Raw genomic sequence first — 26,028 nt, 5'->3', positions numbered from 1 at the left:
CGGACAGGGAGCGGGGCAGTGGGGGAGGACGTGGCAGAGGAGCAGTTCCGCGCCGGGGGCGAGGAACGGATGCGGCGGTGGCGGCTGGTGCTGGGGGGTGGCGACGGCTCGGACACCGACGGGACCGGTTACGCGCTCGGCGGCGCGGACGCCGCGATGGACCGCACCCTCGCGGCCCTCTACGGCGCCGCCGCCGACGGCCCCGGGCAGGGGAGCCGCCCCACCGACCGGCCCGGCGGCCTGGGGGCCTCGGCTCCGCGCGTGGCGCGCTGGCTCGGTGACATCCGAACGTACTTTCCGGCCTCGGTCGTCCAGGTGATGCAGCGGGACGCCGTCGACCGGCTGGGCCTGTCCTCGCTGCTCCTCGAGCCGGAGATGCTGGAGGCCGTGGAGCCGGACGTGCACCTGGTCGGCACATTGCTCTCCCTGAACAGGGCGATGCCCGAATCGAGCCGCGAGACGGCCCGTGCCGTGGTCCGCGCCGTGGTGGAGCAGCTGGAGCGGAAGCTGGCGACCCGTACCCGTGCGACGCTCACCGGGGCTCTGGACCGGTCCGCGCGCGTCGCGCGCCCGCGTCACCGGGACATCGACTGGGATCGCACTATCCGCGCGAACCTGAAGAACTACCTGCCGTCCCACGGCACCGTCGTCCCCGAACGGCTGGTCGGCTACGCGCGCGCCGCGCAGGCGGTCAAGAAGGACGTTGTGCTGTGCATCGACCAGTCGGGGTCGATGGCGTCGTCCGTCGTGTACGCGTCCGTTTTCGGCGCGGTGCTGGCGTCCATGCGGTCACTCGACACCCGTCTGGTCGTCTTCGACACCAACGTCGTCGACCTGACCGACGAGCTGGACGACCCGGTGGACGTGCTGTTCGGCACCCAGCTCGGCGGCGGTACGGACATCAACCGGGCGCTCGCCTACTGCCAGTCACGGATCACCCGCCCCGCCGAGACCGTGGTGGTGCTGATCAGCGACCTGTACGAGGGCGGCATACGGGACGAGATGCTCAAACGGGTCGCCGCGATGAAGGCCGCGGGAGTCCAGTTCGTCACACTGCTCGCGCTGTCCGACGAGGGCGCACCAGCGTACGACCGGGCGCACGCGGCCGCGCTGGCAGCCCTGGGGGCGCCCGCCTTCGCCTGCACCCCGGACCTGTTCCCCGAGGTCATGGCCGCCGCGATCGAGAAGCGGCCGCTGCCCGTGCCGCACGACGACTGAGGTCCGGGCCCCGCGGGAGGCGGCGGGCGGGCCGGAGGGGGCGCGCTCGAGCTGTGACAGGTGTCACCGCGCCGGTGTGAGCTGGAATTTATGGAGCACTCACCGACAGAGCTACCCTGCAAGGCGGACATGCCGCGCGCCATCGGTGACGCCGCGGCCACGCGGCACGCCCACGCTGACAACGACCGCGATACCACTGATTAAGGGGACGTACGCGCGTGGACCTGTTCGAGTACCAGGCGAGGGACATCTTCGCCAAGCATGACGTACCGGTGCTGGCCGGTGAAGTCATCGACACGCCCGAAGCGGCGCGCGAGGTGACTGAGCGACTCGGCGGTCGCGCGGTCGTCAAGGCGCAGGTGAAGACCGGCGGCCGCGGCAAGGCGGGCGGCGTGAAGCTGGCCTCCGACGCCGACGACGCTGTAGAGAAGGCCCGGGCCATCCTGGGGATGGACATCAAGGGCCACACGGTCCACAAGGTGATGCTGGCGCAGACCGCCGACATCGCCGAGGAGTACTACGTCTCCTTCCTCCTCGACCGCACCAACCGCACCTTCCTGGCCATGGCCTCCGTCGAGGGCGGTGTCGAGATCGAGGAGGTCGCGGCGACCAAGCCCGAGGCCCTCGCCAAGATCCCGGTGGACGCGATCGAGGGCGTGACCGAGGCCAAGGCCCGCGAGATCGTCGAGGCCGCGAAGTTCCCGGTCGAGCTGCACGACCAGGTGGTGAACGTCCTGCGGAAGCTGTGGGACGTCTTCATCAAGGAGGACGCCCTCCTGGTCGAGGTGAACCCGCTGGTCAAGACCGGTGACGGCAAGGTCATCGCGCTGGACGGCAAGGTGTCGCTGGACGAGAACGCCGAGTTCCGGCAGCCCGACCACGCCGCGCTCGAGGACAAGGCCGCGGCCAACCCGCTCGAGGCCGCCGCCAAGGCCAAGGGCCTGAACTACGTCAAGCTCGAGGGCCAGGTCGGCATCATCGGCAACGGCGCGGGCCTGGTCATGTCCACCCTCGACGTCGTCGCGTACGCGGGCGAGGCCCACGGCAACGTGAAGCCGGCCAACTTCCTGGACATCGGCGGCGGCGCCTCCGCCGAGGTGATGGCGAACGGCCTGGAGATCATCCTCGGCGACCCGGACGTCCGGTCCGTGTTCGTCAACGTCTTCGGCGGCATCACCGCCTGCGACGCGGTCGCCAACGGCATCGTTCAGGCCCTGGAACTCCTCAAGTCCAAGGGCGAGGACGTGAACAAGCCGCTGGTCGTGCGTCTGGACGGCAACAACGCCGAGCTGGGCCGCAAGATCCTGACCGATGCCGCCCACCCGCTGGTGCAGCAGGTCGACACGATGGACGGAGCGGCCGACAAGGCCGCCGAGCTGGCCGCCAAGTAAGGGACGAGGACGCACAAGAACATGGCTATCTTCCTCACCAAGGAAAGCAAGGTCATCGTCCAGGGGATGACCGGCTCCGAAGGCCAGAAGCACACCAAGCGCATGCTGGCGTCGGGCACCCACATCGTCGGCGGCGTCAACCCGCGCAAGGCGGGCACCACCGTCGACTTCGACGGCACCGAGGTCCCGGTGTTCGGTGGCGTCAAGGAGGCCATGGAGGCCACCGGCGCGGACGTCACCGTCATCTTCGTGCCGGAGAAGTTCACCAAGAGCGCGGTCGTCGAGGCCATCGACGCCGAGATCCCGCTCGCCGTGGTGATCACCGAGGGCATCGCGGTGCACGACTCCGCGAGCTTCTGGGCCTACGCGACGCAGAAGGGCAACAAGACCCGCATCGTGGGTCCGAACTGCCCGGGTCTGATCACTCCCGGGCAGTCGAACGCCGGCATCATCCCGGCCGACATCACCAAGCCGGGCCGCATCGGGCTGGTCTCGAAGTCCGGCACGCTGACGTACCAGATGATGTACGAGCTGCGGGACATCGGCTTCTCCACCTGCGTCGGCATCGGTGGCGACCCGGTCATCGGCACCACCCACATCGACGCCCTGCAGGCGTTCGAGGCCGACGCCGACACCGACCTGATCGTCATGATCGGTGAGATCGGCGGCGACGCCGAGGAGCGCGCGGCGGACTTCATCAAGGAGAACGTCTCCAAGCCGGTCGTCGGCTACGTCGCGGGCTTCACCGCTCCCGAGGGCAAGACGATGGGCCACGCCGGTGCGATCGTGTCCGGTTCCTCCGGCACCGCGCAGGCGAAGAAGGAGGCCCTGGAGGCCGCGGGCGTGAAGGTCGGCAAGACCCCGTCCGAGACCGCGCGCCTGGCGCGCGAGCTGCTGAACGGCTGACCACCGGCCGTCGCACGCGTGAACGGGCCCGCACCCTCGGGGTGCGGGCCCGTCAGCTTTTCGCCGGACCGGCCTTCTTCGCCGGGCCGGTGGGACTCGCCTGCGGCTGGACGGTCGCCCACCCGTCCCGCTCGACCAGGTGCACCCGGTAGTTCCCCGACCGCACCTCCGGCAGATACGCCGCCCCGGGCACGACGCCCGGCGCGGGTCCCGGGGCCGACATGGTGGGGGAGGGCGACGCCGTGGGCGCGACCCCGCCGTTGCGGGCGTCCTCCGTCGGCCCCGGCTCGGCGCCTCCCTGCTCCGGCGCGGCCAGCGCCACCGTCACGGCGGCGGCCACCACGGCGATCAGCCCCCATGCTGCTCCCGTGCGCTGCCGGCTGGTCCGCTCACAGTCTTCGCGCACGTGAGCGGCAGGGAGCGGAGTGCGGACGTGCGGGGCGGCCAGCAGCAGCCCCAGCCGGTGGGCGAGCAGAGGCACGCGGCGCTCGGCGCGGGCGTCACCCAGTTCCGGCACGCGCGCCGCGAGCATCTCCCGCGCATGGGCGAGGCGCCCACGGGTCGCCGCGGTGCTCGCCTCCGTCTCGGCGGCGGTGGCGGCCAGGTCCAGCCCCAGACCGTCGTGCAGCAGCAGGCATCGCCGGTACGGGCGGGGCAGAGCGAGGAGCCCGGCCAGCAGGGCGCGGTCCGCGGGCGGGCCGGGATGCGCCGGGAGGGTGCGGCGTCCGGGTACGAGCCCGTGCCACGGCGACAGCGCGTAGTCGTAGGCCACGAGCCGCACCCAACCGGCCGGGTCGCGGTCCCCGGCGACCTCCGGCCAGTGTTCCCAGGCGGTGCGGAAGGCGTGGGTGACGGCGCGTTCTGCGATCCCGGGATGGCCGCACAGCAGGTAGGCCTGGCGGGTGAACGGCGTGGCGTGGCGCAGGTGGAGCAGGTCGAAGGCGGCCTGTGCCTGCCCGGCGGGGCGCGCGCGGCAGGGGCGCCTCCGGTCGGTCCCCCACGCCTGTCGCACCGTCATAGGTACCTCTTCACACAGCGGTTGGTCGCTCTCGGGTCCCACCTCCGGGATCATCAGACATACTGTGTGAAAAGAGTTCTCTCCGCATGAGATGCGACACCACGACGAAGCATGCCATCCGTCGTGAAAACGGCACGTCTTGGCAGCATGGCGCCGTGAGTCACCAGATCCAGCGGCCCTCCCCGCCCCACCCGGACGGACCAGCCGACGGCACAGCCCCTCAAGCGGCACCCCGCGCGCGTGCGCCGCGCCGGGCGGCCCCTCCCGAGGGCTCGCGGCGGGGCTGGCGGCCGCATGCCGCACGGCTGCTGGGCGGGCTGATCGCCGCCGCGCTGGGCCTCGGGCTGCTGGCCGTCGTCGTCCTGCTGCTCTGGATCGCCTCTCCCGCACCGCAGGGCGGGCCGGAGGCTGCTCTGCACGTCGCCGCCGGGCTGTGGCTGGCCGCTCACGGCGCCGGCCTCGTCCGGACCAGCACCGTCACCGGCGAAGCCGTCCCGGTGGACCTGACACCGCTGCTGGCGGCTGCGCTGCCGCTCTGGCTGATCAGCCGTGCCGTGCGCAACGCCCTCGCGGACGCCTTCCCCGCCCGCGCGGACGCGTCCTTCGACCGGACCAACACGTCCCCCGACCGGGCCGGGGCCGTACGGATCGCCGCCACGGTGGTCGCCGGCTACCTGCTCGCCGGGACCGCCGTCGCCCTCTACGCCCACGACGGACCGCTCCGGGCCGATCCGCTCGGCGCGGTGGTGTGGTCGGCGGGCACCGCGTCCGCCGTCGCGACGGTCGTGGTCTGGGTGTTTCTGGGCCGCCCCGGACCGGCCCTCCGCGGCGCGACGGAGGCCTGCGCCGGTCCGGCCCTGCGCGCGGCCGGACTGAGCGTCGCGCTGCTCCTCGGCGGCGGCCTGGTGCTGACGCTGCTGGTCCTCGGCCTGCACGGCGAGGAGGTATGGGCGGCCGTGGAACGCCTCAGCGGGAACGGGCCGGGCCGGACGGCGGTGGTGCTGCTGGCCCTCGCCCTGCTGCCGAACGCCGTGATCTGGGCCGCGTCGTACGGGCTCGGTCCCGGGTTCGCGCTCGGCGCGGCGGGCATGGTGGGCCCGTTCGCGACGTCAGCCGACGGCGGTGCGCTGCCGGTGTCCTTCCCGCTGTTCGCGGCGCTGCCGACGGGCATCCCTGGCACGCCGCTGACCTGGGCCGCCGTGGCGCTTCCGGTGGCCGCCGGGCTCGCGGCCGGGGTGTGCGCGGGCCGGGACGCCGCCCCGGTGGCCGCCCCGCTGCCCCGGGGATACGGGGTCGAGGACACCCTCGACGCGCGCGAGACGGCGCTCACGGTGTGCGCCGCCGCAGTGCTCTGCGGGGCGGTGCTGGCGGCGCTGGCCGCGCTCGCCTCGGGTGCTCTCGGCAAGGGGGCGCTGGCGCACGTCGGGCCGACCTGGTGGGCGACCGGTGCCGCGGCAGCGGCGTGGACGGCGGTGTTCGGCGTGCCGACGGCGCTGGGCCTGCGGGCGTGGCGCCTGCGCGCACGCGGCGCGTTCGCCGAGAACGTTCGCCGGCGGATGCGGATGCGGATGCGGATGCGGCTGCGCCGCGGCGACGTGCCCGGGGTCGACGATCCGGCCTGGCACGACACGGGCGCGCGCCGGTCCCGGTGGGCGGCGCTGAAAGCCGCGTCCGGCGGCCTGATGAACGACTTCTCGCCCCGTGGACGGGACGGAGACCGGGAACGGGGCGACTGACCCGCCCCGGGCGCTACTGCCCGGAGGGCTGCTCGCCCAGCCAGAACGGCACCTGGTCGTCCGGCAGGTCCTCGCACTGCTCACGCGCCGCCTGCGTCAGCGCGTCCTGCCGGCAGGTGTAGTACTCCTCGTACACCATCCGCTGGGTGAAGCCGCCGACGACGCTCAGCAGCGCCAGCCCGCCCGCGACCAGGCCGCTGATCGCAGCCGCCCGCCGGGCCTTCGCGGCCTGCGCAGGGGTGACGGTGAGCTCCGTGCCCGCCGGGCGGGAAGCACCGCCCCCGCCACCCGTGCGGTCCGTGCCCGCCACATCCTCCGCGGTGGCGTGAGCCGACGCTGCGGACCGCACGCTCGACGGGCCGCGCAGCGCGCTCACGCCCCAGTACACCGACAGGGCACCGAGCAGCAGTCCGATCTCGAACTGGCCGAGCACTGCGAAGAACAGGCCCCAGATGCCGCCGTGCAGGGCATAGCGCGCGTGCCGCTGCTTGGGGTCGGTGGGGTCCCAGCGCATGCCGGGAGTCTTCCGGCCGCCGTCGCCGCCCTGGTCCGGGCGGCGCGGCCCGCCGAAGCCGCCGTCCTGGCGACCGGGCTGCTGCGTGCTCCAGCGCCCGCCCCACGGCGACCCCTGAGAACCCTGCGACCCGTGCGGCCCCGAAGACCCCGGCCCTTCGCCGGGCCCGGCGCCGGTGTCCCCGCCCGGCCCGCCGTCTCCCCGGCCTTCCCGGTCGTCGTCGCCCTTGGGCCGGCGCGGCTGCCAGGGCCGGTCGGGACGGCCCTCGGGCGGAGCGGCGAAGGGGTTGTCCTCGCGCGAGGGGTCGGTGTCGGCGTGGGCCGTGCGGCGGCGTCGGTCGGTCATGTGGTGTGTGTCTTCCCCTGCTTCTCTCCGTGCCGGGCGGGCCCTACCCGCCCGACGCTACCTGCCCCACGCGCCCCCGTCCCGCGAGGGTCCGGAAGGGTGCCGGTATCGTTGCCGACGGTCGACCGGTTCGTAGAGTTCCCCGGAAACCGGTGCCCCATGTACTTGTGGGTCCCTACGAAGCGTCTCGCCGACTCGAACCTCCTTTTCCGCCTCGCCAGAAAGTGCACCGCCGTGGCAGCGCACCGGAACCGTCCCGCCCGTCTCGTCGTGCTCGTCTCCGGTTCCGGCACCAATCTCCAGGCGCTGCTGGACGAGGTCGCGGCGCACGGCGTCGACGCGTACGGCGCCGAGGTGGTGGCCGTGGGAGCCGACCGGGGCGGGATCGCCGCACTGGACCGCGCCGAGCGTGCCGGCCTGCCAACCTTCGTCTGCCGCGTCCGCGACCACGCCGACCGCGACGCCTGGGACCGGGCGCTGGCCGAGGCGACCGCCGCCCACGAGCCGGACCTGGTGGTATCGGCGGGCTTCATGAAGATCGTGGGACCGGCCTTCCTGGCGCGGTTCGGCGGTCGGTTCGTCAACACGCACCCCGCACTGCTCCCCAGCTTCCCCGGTGCGCACGGCGTGCGCGACGCCCTGGAGTACGGCGTCAAGGTCACCGGCTGCACCGTCCACTTCGTCGACGACGGCGTCGACACGGGCCCGATCATCGCCCAGGGCGTGGTCGAGGTCACCGAGGAGGACCACGCCGACGGGGGAGCCGCGCTGCACGAACGGATCAAGGAAGTCGAGCGACGGCTGCTCGTCGAGGTCGTCGGGCGTCTGGCCCGTGACGGCTACCGCATCCAGGGACGAAAGGTACTGATCCCGTGACCGCCACCGCCACCGCCACTGACAACGCCTCCGGTGCCGCCGACGACAGCACCCGGCGCCCGATCCGCCGCGCGCTGGTCAGCGTCTACGACAAGACCGGACTGGAGGAGCTGGCCCGCGGCCTGCACGGGGCCGGCGTCCAGATCGTCTCCACCGGCTCCACCGCCCGCCGCATCGCCGACGCGGGGGTGCCGGTCACCGGCGTCGAGGAGCTGACCGGCTTCCCCGAGTGCCTGGCCGGCCGCGTCAAGACGCTGCACCCCCGCGTCCACGCCGGCATCCTGGCCGACCAGCGCCTGGAGGAGCACCGCAGCCAGCTCGCCGAGCTGGGCGTGGAGCCGTTCGAGCTGGTCGTCGTGAACCTCTACCCGTTCCGCGAGACGGTCGCCTCCGGCGCCACCCCGGACGAGTGCGTCGAGCAGATCGACATCGGCGGCCCGTCGATGGTCCGCGCCGCCGCCAAGAACCACCCGTCGGTGTCCGTGGTCGTCAACCCGGGCCGCTACGGGGCCGTGCTCGCGGCCGTGGGGGACGGCGGCTTCACCCTGCACCAGCGCAAGCGGCTGGCCGCCGAGGCGTTCCAGCACACGGCTGCGTACGACGTGGCCGTCGCCACCTGGTTCGCCGCCGGCTACGCGGCGGGCGGCTCCAGCGAGAACGAGCCCGGCGAACCGACCGCGTTCCCCGAGTTCTTCGGCGCCACCTACGAGCGCACCTCCGTGCTCCGTTACGGCGAGAACCCGCACCAGCCGGCGGCGCTCTACGCCACCGGCAACGGTGGTCTGGCACAGGCCGAGCAGCTGCACGGCAAGGAGATGTCCTACAACAACTACGTGGACACCGAGGCCGCCCGCCGTGCCGCCCACGACCACGCCGAGCCGTGCGTCGCGATCATCAAGCACGCCAATCCCTGCGGCATCGCGACCGGGTCGGACGTCGCCGAGGCGCACCGCAAGGCCCACGCCTGCGACCCGCTGTCCGCGTACGGCGGGGTCATCGCCGTCAACCGGCCCGTGTCGAAGGAGATGGCGGAGCAGGTCGCCGGGATCTTCACCGAGGTCGTCGTCGCGCCCGGCTACGCGGAGGGCGCGGTCGAGGCGCTGACGCGGAAGAAGAACATCCGGGTGCTGCGCTGTGCGGAGGCCCCCTCCGACCCGGTCGAGATGAAGCCGATCGACGGCGGCGTGCTGCTCCAGGCCGCGGACCGGCTCCAGGCGTCCGGCGACGACCCGGCGCGGTGGACGCTGGCCACCGGCGAGGCGCTGCCGGAGGACGAGCTGGCCGAACTCGCCTTCGCCTGGCGGGCCTGCCGTGCGGTGAAGTCCAACGCCATCCTGCTCGCCAAGGACCGCGCCACGGTCGGCGTCGGCATGGGGCAGGTCAACCGTGTCGACTCGGCGAAGCTCGCCGTGCAGCGGGCGGGGGAGGAGCGGGCCACCGGCGCGTACGCGGCGTCCGACGCGTTCTTCCCGTTCCCGGACGGCCTTCAGGTGCTGACGGCGGCCGGTGTCCGCGCCGTCGTGCAGCCCGGCGGTTCGGTCCGCGACGACGCGGTGATCGAGGCCGCGCAGGCGGCCGGCGTCACCATGTACTTCACGGGCACCCGCCACTTCTTCCACTGACGGCCGCCGCCGTCGGCCGCCGCGTGCCGCGACGGTGCCGCACGTGAAGAGGCCGCCCCGGACCGTACGGTCCGGGGCGGCCTCTTCACGCGGCCACGCGCGGGTCAGTACCGGGGGCGGTTGAACCAGGCCCCGGTCGGACCCATGGCCAGGAAGATCACGGTCACCACGGCGGTGGCCGTCCAGAGGATGGAGATGACCACGCCCGCGGCGTTGCCGTCCGACGCCCCGCCCAGCAATGCGAGCAGCGCGACGATGGAGTTCAGCGACGACGCGATGATGCCGGTGACCCGCGCGCCCGTGCCGCCCTTGCCGAACATCGAGGCCGGCACGATGTGCAGCGCCGCCAGACCGCCGAACAGCAGGAAGAGCAGCAGGCCGACGCCGACCGCCTCACCGCTGTCGGCGACGTCCATCTCCTCCAGCATCGACTGCGCGGCGAGCGAGCCGATCAGCATCAGCAGACCCATCAGCGCCCACAGCGATCCCGCGACGAAGAGCAGCACACGGGCGGTGACCGCTTGCGCGGGCATGCCCTGCTGGGGACCCCCGCCCGGCATGCCGGGCGCCGCCGGGTACGGCTGCTGCTGGGGGTAGCCGTAGCCCGGTGCCGTCGGCTGCTGCGGGTAGCCGTAGCCCGGTGCCGGCTGCTGCTTCTGACCGTAATAGTCGCCCGAAGGGGCGGCCCCGTACGGGTTGTTGGGATCGGGCGGATAGCTCATGGCCGAGACTTTACCTCCGTGGGACGCCCGCCATGGGCGTCGAATGGGCTCAGTGGCGCGGGCGGTCGAACCAGGCCTTGCCGTCGGCCTTCGAGACGAACACGATGACCAGGATCGCCATGACCACGAAGACCAGGCTGACGATGGAGGCGATGTTCAGGAGCCCGACCAGGGCCACCAGCGCGCTGTAGACGATGGCGCCGATGCGCACGCCGTTGCCGCCCTTGGCGAACTTCGCGGCCAGCAGGATGCCCGCGACGGCGAAGGCGAGGTAGAGGACGCCCATTCCGGCGAGCAGGCCGGTGCCCAGGTCGTTGAGCATCTCGAGGTTGGCGTCGCCCTGCAGCTCCGGGTCGTCGGCGATGCTGCCGATGGCCGCTGCGGCGATGAACATCAGGACCGCGCCGACGACGCTGAGGCCGCCCGTCACGTACAGCATGATCCGGGAGGTCTTCACCGGGCTGGGCATCGTCGTGGGGACGCCGACGGCACCGTAGGCCGGGTCCGCGCCACCGCCGTACGAGGGCAGGCCGACGTCCTGCTGGGGGGAGCCGTAGCCGGGCTGGCCCTGGGGCTGCTGGGCGTACGGGTTGTTCGGGTCCTGGCCCGGCTGGGAGGGGTAACTCATGGTGGCAGTTCCTTTTTTGAGGGGATTCCAGGTCGTCCCGGCGGTCAGTACCGGGGCCGGTCGTACCAGGCCTTCGCTTCGGCCTTGCACATGAAGACGATGATGAGGATGCCCAGTGCGATGTTCACCACACCGGTCAGCAGGCTGAAGACTCCGCCGAGGATGGAGGGGGAGCCCAGCACGATGGTGGCGATGCGCCAACCGGGGCCGCCCGTCTTGGCCAGGGCGGCCTGTCGGCGTACGGCGGCCCGGCCGAGGTCGGGTCCTGACCCGGCTGGGGTGGGTAGCTCACGAGCGGTGTCCTCCGAAGGTGCAGACGGCGCGGCGGTGCCGAGGGCTCCGGGGAGCCACCGGCACGCGTCCCGCCCCGCAGCGGACTGCGTGAGGCGTGAGCGGTGCGAGTGGTGCGCGCTGCGCACGACGATCTCCCCCGATACGACCGGCGCCTGACCGTGGGGACGGCGGCGCCGATCCTCCATCGTGGTGGGCGCGCAAGAGGCTGTCCAGTCAAGATCGGCAAATGTGGCGAATCTGAGACGCGGCCCGCCTGCGTTGTCCCCTTTCGGGTGCACCCGGCGCGCCGGGTGCACCCGAGGCGCGGCGCGAGTGGAGCCGACGGTCGCCGATCCGGGAGAATGGACGTCATGAGCGCCCAGATTCTCGATGGCAAGGCCACCGCGTCCGCGATCAAGTCCGAACTCGCCACCCGGGTCGACACCCTCAGGTCCCGCGGCGTGACGCCCGGTCTGGGCACGCTGCTCGTCGGGGAGGACGTCGGCAGCCAGAAGTACGTCGCGGGCAAGCACCGCGACTGCGGGCAGGTCGGCATCGCCTCCATCCAGCGCACCCTGCCCGCCACCGCCACCCAGCAGGAGATCGAGGCGGTGGTGCGCGAGCTGAACGAGGACCCGGCCTGCACCGGGTACATCGTGCAGCTGCCGCTCCCCCGTGGCATCGACGTGAACCGCGTCCTGGCGCTCATGGACCCGGCCAAGGACGCCGACGGCCTGCACCCCACCAACCTCGGCCGCTTGGTGCTGAACGAGCCGGCGCCGCTGCCCTGCACACCCAACGGCATCCTGTCGCTGCTGCGGAGGCACGAGGTGCAGGTCGACGGCGCCGACGTGGTCGTCGTCGGCCGCGGCATCACCGTCGGCCGTTCGCTGCCGCTGCTGCTCACCCGCCGCTCGGAGAACGCGACGGTGACGCAGTGCCACACCGGCACCCGCGACATGCCCGCGCAGCTCCGCCGCGCCGACATCGTGGTGGCCGCTGCCGGCGTGCCGCACCTGATCAAGCCCGAGGACGTCAAGCCGGGCGCGGCCGTGCTGGACGTCGGTGTGAGCCGGGACGAGAACGGCAAGATCGTCGGAGACGTGCACCCCGGGGTGGCCGAGGTCGCGGGCTGGCTGTCGCCGAACCCCGGCGGCGTCGGCCCGATGACGCGGGCGCTGCTGCTCCAGAACGTCGTCGAGGCCGCGGAGCGGCAGGCCGCCGTCGCGGCCTGAGCACTCCCTGCGGCGCGAGAGGAACGAGGAGAAGAGGTGACGAGGCACATGGGGACCGACGACAGGACGTCCGCGTCGGAGTCGGCCGGCGAGGCGCCCTCCGCGACGGGGCCGGAGCCGCAGCGGTCGCGCCGGTTCCCGGTCTTCACCCGGGACACCGCGCGCCCCGAGGGCGGCGGGCGCGCAGCGCCGGGCGACGCCCCGGCGCCGGCCCGGCAGTGGCCGATGCTGGCCGTCGCGACGGGCGTGCTGGTCGGTCTGCTGGTCTCCCTCGGCTCGTTCCGCGGGGGCGCCCTCACGATCGGCCTGACCGTGCTCGGCGCGGGGCTGCTTCGCTGGTGGCTGCCGTCGGTCGGCATGCTGGCGGTGCGGTCCCGGTTCACCGACGTGGCCACGTACGGCGTGCTGGGCGTCGGCATCACGCTGCTGGCGATGATGGCTCAGCCCGACCCGTGGCTGAACATCCCGATCCTGGACGACATCGTCCACTTCGTCATCGACTGAGGTGCGCCCGTCGTCGTACGGGCCCCGACGCACCCGGAAGTGACGTTCGTCACCCTGTGCGACGTTTCCGCGAAGTCGCACGCATGGTCCCCCGGAGTCCGGGCAGGCGAACATGCAACCCCCCACGGGTGTGCCACACCCGGCAGCCGCCCGCCGCTCCCCCTCCTGAGCGGGCGGCTGCCTCGTGTGCAGGGAGGGCGTCGGATAGCCTGACGCCGGGTCTCTCTACGTCGAGAGACCCGCCAGTAAGGGCAGGGAGCCTCCTCCAAGTGCTGCGCTGAAGGGGAGACCCGACGCCACCATCAGTACTACGGAGACCGCCACATGACCCGCACTCCCGTCAATGTCACCGTCACCGGCGCTGCCGGGCAGATCGGTTACGCGCTGCTCTTCCGCATCGCCTCCGGCCACCTGCTCGGCCCCAACGTGCCGGTCAGGCTGCGCCTCCTGGAGATCCCGCCGGCCGTGAAGGCCGCCGAGGGCACCGCGATGGAGCTGGACGACTGCGCCTTCCCGCTGCTGGACGGCATCGACATCACCGACGACGCGAACGTCGCCTTCGACGGCGCGAACGTGGCTCTGCTCGTCGGCGCCCGCCCGCGTACGAAGGGCATGGAGCGCGGCGACCTGCTGGAGGCCAACGGCGGCATCTTCAAGCCGCAGGGCAAGGCCATCAACGATCACGCGGCGGACGACGTCAAGGTGCTCGTCGTGGGCAACCCGGCCAACACCAACGCGCTCATCGCCCAGGCCGCCGCGCCGGACGTGCCGGCCGAGCGTTTCACCGCCATGACGCGCCTGGACCACAACCGCGCCCTCTCGCAGCTGGCGAAGAAGACCGGCGCGCCGGTCTCGGAGATCCGGAAGCTCACCATCTGGGGCAACCACTCCGCGACCCAGTACCCGGACATCTTCCACGCCGAGGTCGCGGGCAAGAACGCCGCCGAGGCCGTGGGCGACGAGAAGTGGCTGGCCGACGACTTCATCCCGACGGTCGCCAAGCGCGGCGCAGCCATCATCGACGCCCGCGGCGCCTCCTCCGCCGCCTCGGCCGCCAACGCGGCCATCGACCACGTCCACACCTGGGTCAACGGCACCCCGGACGGCGACTGGACCTCCATGGGCATCCCGTCCGACGGCTCCTACGGGGTGCCCGAGGGGCTCATCTCGTCCTTCCCGGTCACCTGCTCCGGCGGGACCTACGAGATCGTGCAGGGCCTGGAGGTCAACGACTTCTCGCGGGCCCGGATCGACGCCTCCGTCCAGGAGCTGGCGGACGAGCGCGAGGCCGTCCGCGGCCTCGGCCTGCTCTGAGCCCCGCCTGTTCTGAGCCCGGCCTGTTCTGCCTCACGGCCCCCGGCATCCCGCCGGGGGCCGTCGGCGTACCCGCCGAGACCCGGCCACAGGGCCACGTGCACCCGTAACCTCCGGTTACGGGTGAGGAACCCCACTTCTCGCACGCCCGCAGACATGAGAACGGAGGAACGGGGCAGGGTTCGAGGTTGGCCGCACGCCCCCGGCGCACGCCTCCCTGCGCGTGCACGTCCGGCGGGCGGCCAGGCACATCTCGCACAGGGGAAGGCAGTACACACGGTGTCCGTAACCGACAGCATCCATGTCGACGGCGAGTGGCGCAGCGCCGCAGCCGGAGGCACGAGGGAGATCCTCGACCCCGCGGACGCCACCGTCCTCGCCGTCGTCGCCGACGGTGACGCAGCCGACACGGACGCCGCAGTCGCGGCCGCCCGCCGCGCCTTCGACGCCGGCCCCTGGCCGCACTCCCCGGTCGCCGAGCGGGCGGCGCTGCTGCGCCGGGTCGCCGAGCTGCTCCAGCGCGACCGGGAGGAGATCGCCCTTCTGGAGTCCCGCGACGCGGGCAAGACCCTGGAGGAGGGCCGGGTCGACGTCGACGACGTCACCTCCGCCTTCCGTTACTTCGCGGACCTGGTGTCGAACTCTGCCGGCCGGGTGGTCGACGCGGGCAGCCCCGACGTGCACAGCGTCGTCGTGCACGAACCGGTCGGCGTCTGCGCCATGATCACCCCCTGGAACTTCCCGCTGCTCCAGGCGAGCTGGAAGATCGCCCCTGCGCTGGCCGCGGGCAACACCTTCGTGCTCAAACCCAGCGAGATCACCCCCCTGAGCACCCTCCACATGGTGAAGCTGCTCGTCGAGGCCGGGCTGCCGTCCGGCGTCGCCAACCTCGTGACCGGCCCCGGAGACCCGGTCGGCGCCCGGCTCTCCGCACACCCCGACGTCGACCTGGTGTCCTTCACCGGGGGGCTGGTCTCCGGAGTCAAGGTCGCCCAGGCCGCCGCCCCCACCGTGAAGAAGGTCGCGCTCGAACTCGGCGGCAAGAACCCGAACGTGGTCTTCGCCGACGCCTGCGCCACCGAGCAGGGCTTCGACACGGCCGTCGACCAGGCCCTGAACGCCGCGTTCATCCACAGCGGCCAGGTCTGCTCGGCCGGTGCCCGGCTGATCGTCGAGGAGTCCGTCCGCGACCGTTTCGTCGCCGAACTCGCCGCCCGCGCACAGAGGATCCGACTCGGCCGCGGGACCGAGAAGGGTGTCGAGTGCGGCCCGCTGGTCTCCGCCCAGCAGCTCGCCAAGACCGAGGCGTACGTGGCCTCCGCGCTGGACGAGGGCGCTGTGCTGCGCTGCGGCGGCGAACGGCCCGAGCCGTCCGGCGTCCGTCCCGCCGACGGGTACTTCTACGCCCCGACGGTGCTGGACCACTGCCACCGCGGCATGAAGGTCGTCCGCGAGGAGACCTTCGGCCCGATCCTCACCGTGGAGACCTTCGCCGACGAGGACGAGGCCGTGGCGCTCGCCAACGACACCGAGTACGGCCTGGCCGGCGCGGTGTTCTCGGCCGACACCGCCCGCGCCCGCCGGGTCGCCTCCCGGCTGCGGCACGGCACCGTCTGGATCAACGACTTCCACCCCTACCTCCCACAGGCGGAATGGGGCGGCTTCGGCAGGTCCGGGACGGGCCGCGAACTCGGCCCGCACGGACTCGCCGAGTACCAGGAGACCAAGCACGTCTACGAGAACCTGCGGCCGGAACCGGTGCGCTGGTTCGCGGGCTGACCCCGGGCCCGTGACCCGTCAGGCCCGAGCACAGGACTCACCCCCGAGGAGCACAACCCCACATGCCCACCTATGACTACGTCATAGTCGGCGGCGGTACGGCCGGTTCCGTGATCGCCTCCCGGCTCACCGAGGACCCGGCGGTCCGGGTCGCCGTGATCGAGGGCGGACCGTCCGACATCGACCGGCCGGAGGTGCTCACCCTGCGCCGCTGGCTCGGTCTGCTCGGCGGTGAACTCGACTACGACTACCCGACGACCGAGCAGCCGCGCGGCAACTCGCACATCCGGCACAGCCGCGCCCGCGTCCTCGGCGGCTGCTCCTCCCACAACACGCTGATCTCCTTCAAGCCGCTGCCTTCCGACTGGGACGAGTGGGAGCAGGCCGGCGCGGCCGGCTGGAACGCCGCAGCGATGGACCCGTACTTCGGGAAGCTGAAGAACAACATCGTCGCCGTCGACGAGCGGGACCGGAACGCCATCGCCCGGGACTTCGTCGAGTCGGCCACCGCCGCGCTGGACGTGCCGCGCGTCGAGGGCTTCAACAAGGGCCCCTTCCACGAGGGCGCCGGTTTCTTCGACCTGGCCTACCACCCGGAGGACAACAAGCGCTCCTCCGCCTCCGTGGCCTACCTCCACCCGCACATCCGGTCCGGCGACCGCCCCAACCTGGACATCCTGTTGGAGACCTGGGCGTACCGGCTGGAACTCGACGGTGACCGCGTCACCGGCGTGCACGTTCGCGGCCGGGACGGCGTGGAGCAGTTCGTGAGCGCTGCCCGCGAGGTGCTGGTGTGCGCCGGCGCCGTGGACACGCCGCGACTGCTGCTGCACTCGGGCATCGGGCCCGCGAAGGACCTCAAGGCGCTGGGCATCGCGGCCCGGCACGATCTGCCGGGCGTCGGGGAGAACCTGCTGGACCATCCGGAGTCGGTGGTCGTCTGGGAGACCGACGGACCCATCCCGGAGAACTCCGCGATGGACTCGGACGCGGGTCTGTTCGTCAGACGTGACCCGGAATCCACCGGCCCGGACCTGATGTTCCACTTCTACCAGATCCCGTTCACCGACAATCCCGAGCGCATCGGCTACGCCAAGCCGGAGCACGGGGTGTCGATGACCCCGAACATCCCCAAGCCGCGCAGTCGCGGCCGGCTCTACCTGACCTCCGCCGACCCCGAGGCCAAACCGGCCCTGGATTTCCGCTACTTCACCGACGAGGACGACTACGACGCCCGCACCCTCGTCGACGGCGTCAAGCTGGCCCGCGAGGTGGCGAAGACCGCGCCGCTGGCGAACTGGCTCACGCGCGAGGTGTGCCCCGGCCCCGAGGTCGTCTCGGACGAGGAGATCAGCGCGTACGCCCGCAGCGTCGCGCACACCGTCTACCACCCGGCCGGCACCTGTCGCATGGGCGCGGCCGGCGACTCCCTGGCAGTCGTCGACCCCGAACTGCGCGTCCGCGGGCTGCACGGCGTCCGCATCGCCGACGCCTCGGTCTTCCCGACCATGCCGGCGGTCAACCCGATGATCGGCGTCCTCATGGTCGGCGAGAAGGCCGCCGACCTGATCCGAGCCGCGCACGAAACCGCGACCGACAACGCACCGGGAGGTGTTGCGTGATGTCCGAAACCGCTGAGGCCACGACCAAGACCGGCCCGGTCTTCTCCGTACGCAACCTGTGGAAGGTCTTCGGCCCACGGGCCGGCAAGATCCCCGGCAACACGGACCTGGCTGGCCTGAGCGCCGGCGAACTGCGTGTCCGCACCGGCTGCACCGCCGCCGTCCGCGACGTCTCCTTCGACGTCCAGCAGGGCGAGGTCTTCGTCGTCATGGGACTGTCCGGCTCGGGCAAGTCCACCCTGGTGCGCTGCCTGACCCGGCTGATCGAGCCGACCGCCGGTGAACTCGTCATGGACGGCGAGGACGTCCGCGCCATGGACCGCACCCGGTTGCGCGAACTGCGCCGGCACCGCGCCTCCATGGTCTTCCAGCACTTCGGCCTGCTCCCGCACCGCAGCGTGATCGACAACGTCGCCTACGGCCTGGAGATCCAGGGCATGGGCAAGGCCGAACGCCGCGCCAAGGCGGCCGAGATGGTGTCCAAGGTCGGCCTGGACGGTTTGGGGGAGCGCCGCCCCGGCCAGCTCTCCGGCGGTCAGCAGCAGCGCGTCGGCCTGGCCCGCGCCCTGGCCGTCGACCCCGAGGTGCTGCTGTTCGACGAGCCGTTCAGCGCGCTGGACCCGCTGATCCGCCGCGACATGCAGGAGGAGGTCGTCCGGCTGCACCGCGAGGAGGGCCGCACGATGGTCTTCATCACCCACGACCTCTCCGAGGCGCTGCGCCTGGGAGACCGCATCGCCCTGATGCGGGACGGCGAGATCGTGCAGCTCGGCACCCCGGAGGAGATCGTCACCCGGCCCGCCGACGCCTACGTACGCGACTTCGTCCGCGACGTGCCGCGCGAGCAGGTCGTCACCGTGCGCAGCGCGATGCGTCCCGCAGGCGGCGCGGACTCCGCCGGCTCCGGCGCGGCCGTCGGCCCCGACACCCTTGTCTCCGACGCCATCGAGGCCGTCGCCCGCACCGGCGAACCGGTCCGGGTGATGCACGGCACGAAGCTGCTCGGCGTCGTCGGCCACGAGGAACTGCTTTCCGTCGTCGCCCGGCTGGACGACGCCGGGGAGGGCCGGAACGACGCCCGGGAGGTGGCCCCGGCATGAGCGCCCCCGCCGTGGAGCGGCCGGACCCCCCGAAGACCGCTCCCACACCGAAGCCGCCGACCGGCCGCGACGAGAACGGCAGCCCGCCGGGCGGTGCCGCGAGGCTCCTCGGCAACCCACGGTTCACCGCCGTCGCCGCCGCCCTGCTGGTGGCCGTCCTCAGCGCGCTGGTTCTCGGCGAGGGCACCTGGCCGAAGGCGTGGACGTTCGACGTCGAGGCGCCGCTGCGGGACGTCGACAGCTGGCTCGTCGACAAGCGCGACTCGCACTGGGTCTTCGTCTACTTCCTGCTGCACATCAGCAACAACGCCACCGCCGCGGTCGATGCGATCGAGTCGCTGCTGCTCTCCCTCGGCTGGATCGGGGTCACCGGTGTCGGCACCCTGGCCGCCTGGGCCGCAGGCGGGGCGGACCTCGGCCGCCGGTCCCTGAAGACCGCGGGCACCGCCCTCGGTGCGTTCGCGGTCTGCGGCGTGCTGGACATGTGGGAACCCACCATGGAGACGCTGGCCCTGATGACGGTCTGCGTCTTCGCCGCCGCCGTCCTCGGCGTGTTCCTCGGCCTCGCGGCAGGCCTCTCCGATCGCTGCGAGCGGATGCTGCGCCCGGTGTTCGACACCATGCAGGTGATGCCGGCGTTCGCCTACCTGATCCCGTTCCTGCTGATCTTCGGCATCGGCGTGCCGTCCGCCGCCGTCGCCACCGTGATCTACGCGGCCCCGCCGATGGCCCGGCTGACGTCCCTCGGCCTGCGCGGCGCCGACCCCGCGGCGATGGAGGCCTCCGCCTCGCTCGGTGCGAGCCCCTGGCAGCGACTGCGCACCGCGCGGCTGCCGCTCGCGCGCAAGGAGATGATGCTGGGGCTGAACCAGGCGATCATGATGTGCCTGTCGATGGTCGTGCTGGCCTCGCTCATCGGGTCCGGCGGGCTCGGCAACGAGATCTACCAGGCGCTGGCGAGCCTGGCCATGGGTGACGCGCTCGTCGCCGGCATCGCCGTCGTCCTGCTGGCCGTCCTGCTGGACCGCACCACCGCGGCGGCCGGTGAGCGGATCGACGAGGACGCCGCCCCCGGCTCCGGCTGGGCGGACCGGCTGCGCGGCGGCCCGCTGTGGGCCGCGCTCGCCGTCCTCACCGCCGTGCTGGCCACGGTCGGCGCCCGGCTCTGGGAGCGCGAGTGGCCGCAGGCGTGGACGGTCGACATCGCCGATCCGCTGCAGACGGCGACCGAGTGGTTCACCGCGCACGCCGGTTCCGGCGTTCCCCTCATCGGCGGCACCCTCACCTGGTCCGACGCCTTCACCAACGTCGTGCTCAACCCGCTGCGCGACGGGCTCCTGGCCACCCCGTGGTGGGCCGTGCTGCTGCTCGCGGCCGCCCTCGGCTGGGCGGTCGCCTCCTGGCGCGCCGCGCTCAGCGGCGTCCTCGCGCTCGGTCTCATCGGGGTGATGGGGCTGTGGAACCGCTCCCTGGACACGCTGTCGCAGGTGCTCGCCGGCCTGGCCATCACGCTGCTGTTCGGTTTCCTGCTCGGCGTCCTCACCGCGCGTGTGGGCCGGGTGGAACGCATGCTGCGACCTGTCCTCGACACCATGCAGACCATGCCGCAGTTCGTCTACCTCATCCCGGTTCTCGCCCTCTTCGGTCTCGGCCGCACGGCCGGCATCGCGGCGGCCGTGGTCTACGCGCTCCCCGCCGTCGTCCGCATCACCGCGCAGGGCGTCGCGAAGGTCGACCCCGCCGCCCTGGAGGCTGCCCGTTCGCTGGGTGCGACCGGACGGCAGCAGCTCTTCGGCGTCCAGCTCCCGCTGGCGCGCCGGGCGTTGCTCGTCGCCACCAACCAGGGCGTGGTGCTGGTGCTGTCGATGGTCGTCATCGGCGGCATGGTCGGCGGCGGTGCGCTGGGCATCGACGTCGTCACCGGTCTCGCGAAGAGCAACCTGGCGCTCGGCATGTCGGCCGGCATCGCCATCGTCTGCCTGGGCGTCCTGCTGGACCGCGTCACCCAGCCCGTCGAGCGCGCCCGCGGGCGGCGCTAGGCCCCGGATTGTTTCCCGTACACAACAGAGAAGAAGGAATTCCATGAAAAACAGCAAGCGGATACGCACCACCGTCCTGGCCGGCACCGCAGTGGTGGGCATGCTCGGCATGAGCGCCTGCGCGGCGAAGACCGACACGAGCGGAGGCGGCGGCGAAAGCGTCACACTCGCACAGCCCTCCTGGGTCGGCGCGCAGGCCAACGTCGCCGTCGCGGCCAAGCTGCTCGAGGACGAGATGGGCTACGACGTCGAGGTCAAGCAGCTCGACGAGCCGGCCGCGTTCGACGCGCTGCACAGCGGCAACGTCGACGCCCTCCTGGAGGACTGGGGCGGCGTTCCGAAGAAGGAGAAGCTGTACGTCGAGGAGAAGAAGACCGTCGTCAACGGCGGCGACCTCGGCGTCGAGGGACACATCGGCTGGTTCGTGCCCAAGTACTACGCGGACAAGCACCCTGAGGTGAAGAACTGGAAGGGCCTGAAGAAGCTCTGGCAGGACTTCAAGACCTCCGAGAGCGGCGGCAAGGGCCAGTTCCTGGGCGCCGCCCCGTCGTACACCACGCACGACAAGGAACTGATCAACAGCCTCGACCTCAACTTCAAGATCGTTCCGACTGGCAGCGAGGCCGCCGAACTCAAGGAGATCAAGCGGCTCTACGACGCCAAGAAGCCGTTCGTCGGCTACTGGTGGCAGCCGCAGTGGATGAACGCCGAGATCGAGATGGTCGAGGTCGAGCTTCCGCCGTACGAGGACGGCTGCCTCGAGGCGAAGCCGATCAAGTGCGGCTACGACACCCTCATGCTGCAGAAGTACTTCAACGCCGACTTCGAGAAGGACGGCGGCGAGGCCGCGCAGTTCCTCAAGAACTTCGCGTGGGAGACCGAGGACCAGAACAAGGTCGCCCAGATGATCGCCGGTGAGGGCATGGACCAGGAGGACGCGGCAGCCGAGTGGATCAAGAGCAACAAGTCCACCTGGGAGCAGTGGATCCCCAAGAAGTGACACACCGCGCGCGGCCCTGAGGGGCCGTCGCCGTTGAGCCCCGCCGACCGGACCCGGTCGGCGGGGCTCAACGGCGTCCGGGACGCGACGCACGCCGGGGAGCGGCACGGCCGGGAGGTGTCGTGCGTAGGGCATGTATGGGTGGTCGGCCGATCGGCCCGTTCGGTGAGCGCCTGCGAGTAGGCTTCGTCGATCTCCCGACATTGCCCTTTTCGGCCGGAATTCTCTGTGTGTCATCCGGGACTCGGCCGCTTGACACGAGGATGTGACGATGGCTGAGCTGGTGGAGCTGGGGGACGGCGCTCTGAAGGTCTACACGCAGAGCGCTGTCGAAATGGAGTACATCTACAACGAGATATTCCGGCAGGAATGCTACGGCGGCCTGGACCTGCCGGAGCACCCCTTCGTGCTCGACGCCGGCGGAAACGTCGGCATGTTCGTCCTGTATCTCAAGTCGCACCATCCGGACGCCGAAGTGGTTTCCTTCGAGCCGATGCCGGCATCGCGGGAACTCTTCGAGAAGAACATGGCACTGCACGGCATCGACGGCGTGACACTGCACCCGTGCGCGCTCGGGAGCACGACGGAGCGGGACGTGACGTTCTCCTTCTATCCGCTTCTCCCGGCGAATTCCACCCGGCACCCGGAGATCAAGGAACTGCCCAAGGACCAGATGGCGGAGAAGGTGGACCGCGAAACGGTCGAGCACTACTACCACGCCGAGGAGGTCACCGCGGACGTCGAACGTCTCGCCGCGTTCATTCCCGAGGACCGCATCGTCGATCTTCTCAAGATCGACGTGGAGGGTGCCGAGGCGGACGTCCTGCGCGGCGTCGACGAGAGTCAGTGGCCGAGGGTGAAGCGGGTCGTCGCCGAGGTCGTCGACATGGACGGCCGCCTGGACGCCATCTGCGGGATTCTGCGGGAGGCGGGCTTCGAGGTCGACGCGCAGCAGGCGCCGATGACTGAGGCGGAGGACCGGTACTCCATGGTGCGCGCCGTGCGTGCCTGACACGCGCGCCGACGCGGCGCACGCGCCCGACGCGGTCGCCGTGCGCCGCCCCGGCGATCCGCGGGTCGCCGGGGCGGGCGGGGTTCAGCCCGCGAGGACCGAGCGGAGCTGGTCCAGGCCCCAGTCCAGGTCCTCCTTGGTGATGACCAGCGGCGGCGCGATCCGGATGGTCGAGCCGTGGGTGTCCTTCACCAGCACGCCCTGAGCCATCAGCTGCTCGGAGATCTGCCGTCCGGTGCCGTGCGCCGGGTCGATGTCCACACCGGCCCACAGGCCGCGTCCGCGCACCTCGCGCACCGCGCCGTCGCCGGCCAGCACGCCCAGTTCGTGGTGCAGGTGCTCGCCCAGCTCCTTCGCGCGCTGCTGGTACTCGCCGGTCTCCAGCATCCGTACGACCTCCAGGCCCACCGCGCAGGCCAGCGGGTTGCCGCCGAACGTCGAGCCGTGCTCGCCGGGCTTGAACACGCCCAGCACGTCGCGGTTCGCGACCACCGCGGAGACCGGAACCACGCCGCCGCCGAGCGCCTTGCCCAGCAGGTACGCGTCCGGCACCACGCCCTCGTGCTCGCACGCGAAGGTGGCTCCCGTCCGTCCGAGGCCGGACTGGATCTCGTCCGCGATGAACAGCACGTTCCGCGCACGGGTCAGCTCGCGCACCCCCGGCAGGTAGCCCGCCGGCGGCACCAGCACGCCCGCCTCGCCCTGGATCGGCTCCAGCATCACGGCGACGGTGTTCTCGTCGACCGCGGCCTCCAGTGCCGCGAGGTCGCCGTACGGCACCACCTCGAAGCCCGGCGTGTAGGGCCCGTAGTCGGCCCGCGCCTCCTCGTCGGTGGAGAAGGACACGATGGTCGTCGTACGGCCGTGGAAGTTGTTCTCCGCGACGACGATCTTGGCCTTGCCCTGCGGGACGCCCTTGACCTGGTAGCCCCACTTGCGGGCGGTCTTCACCGCGGTCTCGACCGCCTCGGCGCCGGTGTTCATCGGCAGCACCGCGTCCTTGCCGCACAGCCGGGCCAGCTCCTGGCAGAACTCGGCGAACCGGTCGTGGTGGAAGGCGCGGGAGGTCAGCGTGACGCGGTCGAGCTGGGCCTTGGCGGCGTCGATCAGGCGGCGGTGGCCGTGACCGAAGTTCAGCGCGGAGTACCCGGCGAGCATGTCCAGGTAGCGCCGCCCCTCGACATCCGTCATCCACGCGCCGTCGGCGGAGGCGACGACGACGGGGAGCGGGTGGTAGTTGTGCGCGCTGTACGCGTCCGAGGCGGCGATCAGCTCGGAAGAAGCGACCATGGGTGGGTCCTCTCGAATTTCGTCTTCGTACCTGGGTAGGGCAGGTGGCCGGCTGCGCCGGGTGTGGCACCGGCCCTCTCTATCGTCGGTCCCCGGAGCCGCTCCGTGAACCCGCGGAGGTGATCCTTGGCAGGTCGTCACCCTGCGAAACCGCGCCGCCACCGGACCGACTCCCGGGCCCGCACCGCCGGACGGCGTACCGGGGGTGTGATTCCCGTCCGAGTCGCGCCCCGTGGGCCCGCCGGGGCCGCCCGCTCTGAGAGAATGCCGGTATGGCCAATGATCGTCGTCCTCGCGTGCTGTCCGGCATCCAGCCCACCTCGGGCTCGTTCCACCTCGGTAACTACCTCGGTGCCGTGCGTCAGTGGGTGGACCTCCAGGAGGGCCACGACGCGTTCTACATGGTCGTCGATCTGCACGCCATCACCGTCCCGCAGGACCCGGCCGAACTGCGCAAGAGCACCCGCCTCGCGGCCGCCCAGCTGCTCGCCGCCGGGCTGGACCCGCAGCGCTGCACGCTCTTCGTGCAGAGCCACGTCCCCGAGCACGCGCAGCTCGCGTGGGTCATGAACTGCCTGACCGGCTTCGGTGAGGCGTCGCGCATGACCCAGTTCAAGGACAAGTCCGCCAAGCAGGGCGCCGAGGGCACCACGGTCGGTCTGTTCACCTACCCGATCCTCCAGATCGCCGACATCCTGCTGTACCAGGCCGACCGCGTCCCGGTCGGCGAGGACCAGCGGCAGCACGTCGAGATCACCCGGGACGTCGCCGAGCGCTTCAACAGCCGCTACGGCCGGACTTTCACCATCCCGCAGCCGTACATCCTCAAGGAGACGGCGAAGATCTACGACCTCCAGGAACCGTCGATCAAGATGAGCAAGTCGGCCTCGTCGCCGAAGGGCATCATCAACCTGCTCGACGAGCCGAAGGTCTCCGCGAAGAAGATCAAGAGCGCGGTCACCGACACCGAAACGGAGATCCGTTTCGACGTGGTCGACAAGCCGGGTGTGAGCAACCTGCTCACCATTCTCTCCACTCTTACTGGTGCCTCCGTGCCGGAACTGGAGAACCGGTACGCCGGAAAGGGCTACGGTGCGCTCAAGACGGACCTCGCCGAGGTCGTCGCGGGATGGGCAGAGCCGTTCCGCGCCCGCACCCGGGAGTACATGGAGGACCCGGAGACGCTGGACTCCCTCCTCGCCGAAGGGGCGGACAAGGCGCGTTCCGTCGCCGCGGAGACCCTGGCGGAGGCGTACGACAAGGTGGGTTTCGTCCCCGCCAAGCACTGACACCGGCCGAACCGGCCCGGGAGACCGGCCGCAGCACCGCAGGAGTGAGAAGGGAGAGCGACGTGGGGACCGTCACGCTGGGCGTATCGATCGCCGTCCCGGAGCCGTACGGCAGCCTGCTGCAGGACTGCCGTACGGGCTTCGGCGACACCGCCGCACACGGCATCCCCACGCACGTGACCCTGCTCCCGCCGACGCAGGTCGACGCGGACGCCCGCCCCGCCATCGAGGAGCACCTGGCCTCGGTGGCGACGTCAGGCCGGGCCTTCCCGATGCGGCTGTCCGGCACTGACACCTTCCGCCCGCTGTCGCCGGTGGTGTTCGTGCAGGTCGTTGAGGGCGGCTCCGCCTGCGGCTGGCTCCAGGAACGGGTGCGGGACGCGGACGGCCCGCTCGGCGCCCGCGAGCTGACCTTCCCGTACCACCCGCACGTCACCGTCGCGCACGGTATCGATGAGGAGGCGATGGACCGGGCGTACGAGGAGCTCGCGGACTTCGAGGCGTCCTGGACGGTCACCGGTTTCGCCCTCTACGAGCAGGGCGAGGACGGTGTCTGGCGGCTCCAGCGCCACTTCCTCTTCACCGACCAGCGCCC

At 71.8% G+C, this 26,028-nt stretch carries 22 protein-coding genes and 1 pseudogene; 17 read left to right on the top strand and 6 right to left on the bottom strand.

Annotated elements, in window-relative coordinates; genetic code table 11:
- Positions 1 to 69 precede the first annotated feature (69 nt).
- The 3 genes from E4198_RS09280 to sucD all read left to right on the top strand — a co-directional run bounded on the left by E4198_RS09280 (position 70) and on the right by sucD (position 3,515).
- Positions 70 to 1,218 (top strand): VWA domain-containing protein, encoded by a 1,149-nt coding sequence (locus E4198_RS09280; RefSeq protein ID WP_247597890.1) that lies wholly within the window; start codon positions 70 to 72, stop codon positions 1,216 to 1,218.
- A 218-nt stretch (positions 1,219 to 1,436) separates the two neighbouring features.
- A complete protein-coding gene (sucC, locus tag E4198_RS09275; protein ID WP_136182752.1) occupies positions 1,437 to 2,609 on the top strand; it encodes an ADP-forming succinate--CoA ligase subunit beta in 1,173 nt (390 codons plus the stop codon).
- Positions 2,610 to 2,630: 21 nt separating this feature from the next.
- A complete protein-coding gene (sucD, locus tag E4198_RS09270) occupies positions 2,631 to 3,515 on the top strand; it encodes a succinate--CoA ligase subunit alpha (RefSeq protein ID WP_136182751.1) in 885 nt (294 codons plus the stop codon).
- A 52-nt stretch (positions 3,516 to 3,567) separates the two neighbouring features.
- Here the strand turns inward: sucD and E4198_RS09265 are convergent, their stop codons facing one another.
- The gene (locus E4198_RS09265; RefSeq protein ID WP_136182750.1) at positions 3,568 to 4,533 is read right to left on the bottom strand and encodes a hypothetical protein; all 966 of its coding nucleotides are present in this window, start codon (positions 4,531 to 4,533) and stop codon (positions 3,568 to 3,570) included.
- Positions 4,534 to 4,688: 155 nt separating this feature from the next.
- Here E4198_RS09265 and E4198_RS09260 point away from each other — a divergent pair, with 155 nt between their 5' ends.
- A complete protein-coding gene (locus E4198_RS09260; protein WP_247597611.1) occupies positions 4,689 to 6,269 on the top strand; it encodes a DUF6350 family protein in 1,581 nt (526 codons plus the stop codon).
- Between the two features lie 13 nt (positions 6,270 to 6,282).
- Here E4198_RS09260 and E4198_RS09255 read toward each other — a convergent pair whose 3' ends face one another.
- On the bottom strand, positions 6,283 to 7,128 hold the full coding sequence (locus tag E4198_RS09255) for a hypothetical protein (RefSeq protein WP_136182749.1): 846 nt from the start codon (positions 7,126 to 7,128) through the stop codon (positions 6,283 to 6,285).
- Positions 7,129 to 7,227: 99 nt separating this feature from the next.
- Between E4198_RS09255 and purN the strand changes: the two genes are divergently transcribed.
- Both purN and purH read left to right on the top strand, forming a co-directional pair.
- A complete protein-coding gene (gene purN / locus E4198_RS09250; protein WP_247597610.1) occupies positions 7,228 to 8,004 on the top strand; it encodes a phosphoribosylglycinamide formyltransferase in 777 nt (258 codons plus the stop codon).
- Positions 8,001 to 9,626, top strand: a complete 1,626-nt coding sequence (gene purH, locus E4198_RS09245) for a bifunctional phosphoribosylaminoimidazolecarboxamide formyltransferase/IMP cyclohydrolase (RefSeq protein ID WP_136182747.1) — start codon at positions 8,001 to 8,003, stop codon at positions 9,624 to 9,626. The genes purN and purH overlap by 4 nt, the downstream gene beginning before the upstream one ends.
- 104 nt (positions 9,627 to 9,730) lie before the next feature.
- On the opposite strand, the gene E4198_RS09240 is transcribed toward purH, so the two are convergent.
- From E4198_RS09240 to E4198_RS09230, 3 genes are read right to left on the bottom strand one after another with little or no spacing between them, the layout of a single operon-like run.
- Complete coding sequence (locus E4198_RS09240; protein ID WP_136182746.1) at positions 9,731 to 10,348, bottom strand: hypothetical protein; 618 nt, start codon at positions 10,346 to 10,348, stop codon at positions 9,731 to 9,733.
- Between the two features lie 49 nt (positions 10,349 to 10,397).
- Positions 10,398 to 10,976 (bottom strand): hypothetical protein, encoded by a 579-nt coding sequence (locus tag E4198_RS09235; protein ID WP_136182745.1) that lies wholly within the window; start codon positions 10,974 to 10,976, stop codon positions 10,398 to 10,400.
- Between the two features lie 44 nt (positions 10,977 to 11,020).
- A complete protein-coding gene (locus E4198_RS09230) occupies positions 11,021 to 11,395 on the bottom strand; it encodes a hypothetical protein (RefSeq protein ID WP_136182744.1) in 375 nt (124 codons plus the stop codon).
- Between the two features lie 225 nt (positions 11,396 to 11,620).
- Between E4198_RS09230 and E4198_RS09225 the strand changes: the two genes are divergently transcribed.
- From E4198_RS09225 to E4198_RS09185, 9 genes are all read left to right on the top strand, one after another.
- Positions 11,621 to 12,484, top strand: coding sequence for a bifunctional methylenetetrahydrofolate dehydrogenase/methenyltetrahydrofolate cyclohydrolase (locus tag E4198_RS09225; protein ID WP_136182743.1), 864 nt, complete (start codon positions 11,621 to 11,623; stop codon positions 12,482 to 12,484).
- A 48-nt stretch (positions 12,485 to 12,532) separates the two neighbouring features.
- Positions 12,533 to 12,988, top strand: coding sequence for a DUF3017 domain-containing protein (locus E4198_RS09220; protein WP_136182742.1), 456 nt, complete (start codon positions 12,533 to 12,535; stop codon positions 12,986 to 12,988).
- Between the two features lie 324 nt (positions 12,989 to 13,312).
- Positions 13,313 to 14,302, top strand: coding sequence for a malate dehydrogenase (locus tag E4198_RS09215; RefSeq protein WP_136182741.1), 990 nt, complete (start codon positions 13,313 to 13,315; stop codon positions 14,300 to 14,302).
- Positions 14,303 to 14,581: 279 nt separating this feature from the next.
- Complete coding sequence (locus E4198_RS09210; protein WP_136182740.1) at positions 14,582 to 16,081, top strand: aldehyde dehydrogenase family protein; 1,500 nt, start codon at positions 14,582 to 14,584, stop codon at positions 16,079 to 16,081.
- Between the two features lie 62 nt (positions 16,082 to 16,143).
- Positions 16,144 to 17,703, top strand: a complete 1,560-nt coding sequence (locus E4198_RS09205) for a GMC oxidoreductase (protein WP_136182739.1) — start codon at positions 16,144 to 16,146, stop codon at positions 17,701 to 17,703.
- A complete protein-coding gene (locus E4198_RS09200; RefSeq protein ID WP_136182738.1) occupies positions 17,703 to 18,803 on the top strand; it encodes a glycine betaine/L-proline ABC transporter ATP-binding protein in 1,101 nt (366 codons plus the stop codon). Before E4198_RS09205 ends, E4198_RS09200 begins: the two co-directional genes overlap by 1 nt.
- Positions 18,800 to 20,842, top strand: coding sequence for an ABC transporter permease subunit (locus tag E4198_RS09195; RefSeq protein ID WP_136182737.1), 2,043 nt, complete (start codon positions 18,800 to 18,802; stop codon positions 20,840 to 20,842). The genes E4198_RS09200 and E4198_RS09195 overlap by 4 nt, the downstream gene beginning before the upstream one ends.
- Before the next feature lie 43 nt (positions 20,843 to 20,885).
- Positions 20,886 to 21,842, top strand: a complete 957-nt coding sequence (locus E4198_RS09190) for an ABC transporter substrate-binding protein (RefSeq protein ID WP_136182736.1) — start codon at positions 20,886 to 20,888, stop codon at positions 21,840 to 21,842.
- 271 nt (positions 21,843 to 22,113) lie between these two features.
- Entirely contained in the window at positions 22,114 to 22,854 is a 741-nt protein-coding gene (locus E4198_RS09185; protein WP_136182735.1) for an FkbM family methyltransferase, read from the top strand.
- Between the two features lie 84 nt (positions 22,855 to 22,938).
- Here E4198_RS09185 and rocD read toward each other — a convergent pair whose 3' ends face one another.
- Positions 22,939 to 24,144, bottom strand: a complete 1,206-nt coding sequence (rocD, locus tag E4198_RS09180) for an ornithine--oxo-acid transaminase (protein WP_136182734.1) — start codon at positions 24,142 to 24,144, stop codon at positions 22,939 to 22,941.
- A gap of 272 nt (positions 24,145 to 24,416) precedes the next feature.
- On the opposite strand from rocD, the gene trpS reads away from it, so the two are divergent.
- Positions 24,417 to 25,433 (top strand): tryptophan--tRNA ligase, encoded by a 1,017-nt coding sequence (gene trpS, locus E4198_RS09175; protein WP_136182733.1) that lies wholly within the window; start codon positions 24,417 to 24,419, stop codon positions 25,431 to 25,433.
- Between the two features lie 62 nt (positions 25,434 to 25,495).
- A pseudogene (locus tag E4198_RS09170) lies at positions 25,496 to 25,993 on the top strand (2'-5' RNA ligase family protein); the annotation flags it as partial.
- Positions 25,994 to 26,028 lie beyond the last annotated feature (35 nt).

Origin of the sequence: Streptomyces sp. RKND-216, assembly GCF_004795255.1 — a bacterium.
In the GTDB taxonomy this organism is placed as follows: Bacteria; Actinomycetota; Actinomycetes; order Streptomycetales; family Streptomycetaceae; genus Streptomyces; species Streptomyces hazeniae.
The sequence above is the reverse complement of the archived record's forward strand: the minus strand, read 5'-3'. Positions and strand labels throughout refer to the sequence as shown.

Excerpts from the sequence above, each read along its gene's own strand:
- E4198_RS09280 (WP_247597890.1), top strand. The coding sequence starts at position 70 with ATGCGGCGGTGGCGGCTGGTGCTGGGGGGTGGCGACGGCTCGGACACC.
- sucD (WP_136182751.1), top strand. The coding sequence starts at position 2,631 with ATGGCTATCTTCCTCACCAAGGAAAGCAAGGTCATCGTCCAGGGGATG.
- E4198_RS09265 (WP_136182750.1), bottom strand. The coding sequence starts at position 4,533 with ATGACGGTGCGACAGGCGTGGGGGACCGACCGGAGGCGCCCCTGCCGC.
- E4198_RS09255 (WP_136182749.1), bottom strand. The coding sequence starts at position 7,128 with ATGACCGACCGACGCCGCCGCACGGCCCACGCCGACACCGACCCCTCG.
- E4198_RS09240 (WP_136182746.1), bottom strand. The coding sequence starts at position 10,348 with ATGAGCTATCCGCCCGATCCCAACAACCCGTACGGGGCCGCCCCTTCG.
- E4198_RS09235 (WP_136182745.1), bottom strand. The coding sequence starts at position 10,976 with ATGAGTTACCCCTCCCAGCCGGGCCAGGACCCGAACAACCCGTACGCC.
- E4198_RS09225 (WP_136182743.1), top strand. The coding sequence starts at position 11,621 with ATGAGCGCCCAGATTCTCGATGGCAAGGCCACCGCGTCCGCGATCAAG.
- E4198_RS09220 (WP_136182742.1), top strand. The coding sequence starts at position 12,533 with ATGGGGACCGACGACAGGACGTCCGCGTCGGAGTCGGCCGGCGAGGCG.
- E4198_RS09215 (WP_136182741.1), top strand. The coding sequence starts at position 13,313 with ATGACCCGCACTCCCGTCAATGTCACCGTCACCGGCGCTGCCGGGCAG.
- E4198_RS09205 (WP_136182739.1), top strand. The coding sequence starts at position 16,144 with ATGCCCACCTATGACTACGTCATAGTCGGCGGCGGTACGGCCGGTTCC.
- E4198_RS09200 (WP_136182738.1), top strand. The coding sequence starts at position 17,703 with ATGTCCGAAACCGCTGAGGCCACGACCAAGACCGGCCCGGTCTTCTCC.
- E4198_RS09195 (WP_136182737.1), top strand. The coding sequence starts at position 18,800 with ATGAGCGCCCCCGCCGTGGAGCGGCCGGACCCCCCGAAGACCGCTCCC.
- E4198_RS09190 (WP_136182736.1), top strand. The coding sequence starts at position 20,886 with ATGAAAAACAGCAAGCGGATACGCACCACCGTCCTGGCCGGCACCGCA.
- E4198_RS09185 (WP_136182735.1), top strand. The coding sequence starts at position 22,114 with ATGGCTGAGCTGGTGGAGCTGGGGGACGGCGCTCTGAAGGTCTACACG.
- rocD (WP_136182734.1), bottom strand. The coding sequence starts at position 24,144 with ATGGTCGCTTCTTCCGAGCTGATCGCCGCCTCGGACGCGTACAGCGCG.
- trpS (WP_136182733.1), top strand. The coding sequence starts at position 24,417 with ATGGCCAATGATCGTCGTCCTCGCGTGCTGTCCGGCATCCAGCCCACC.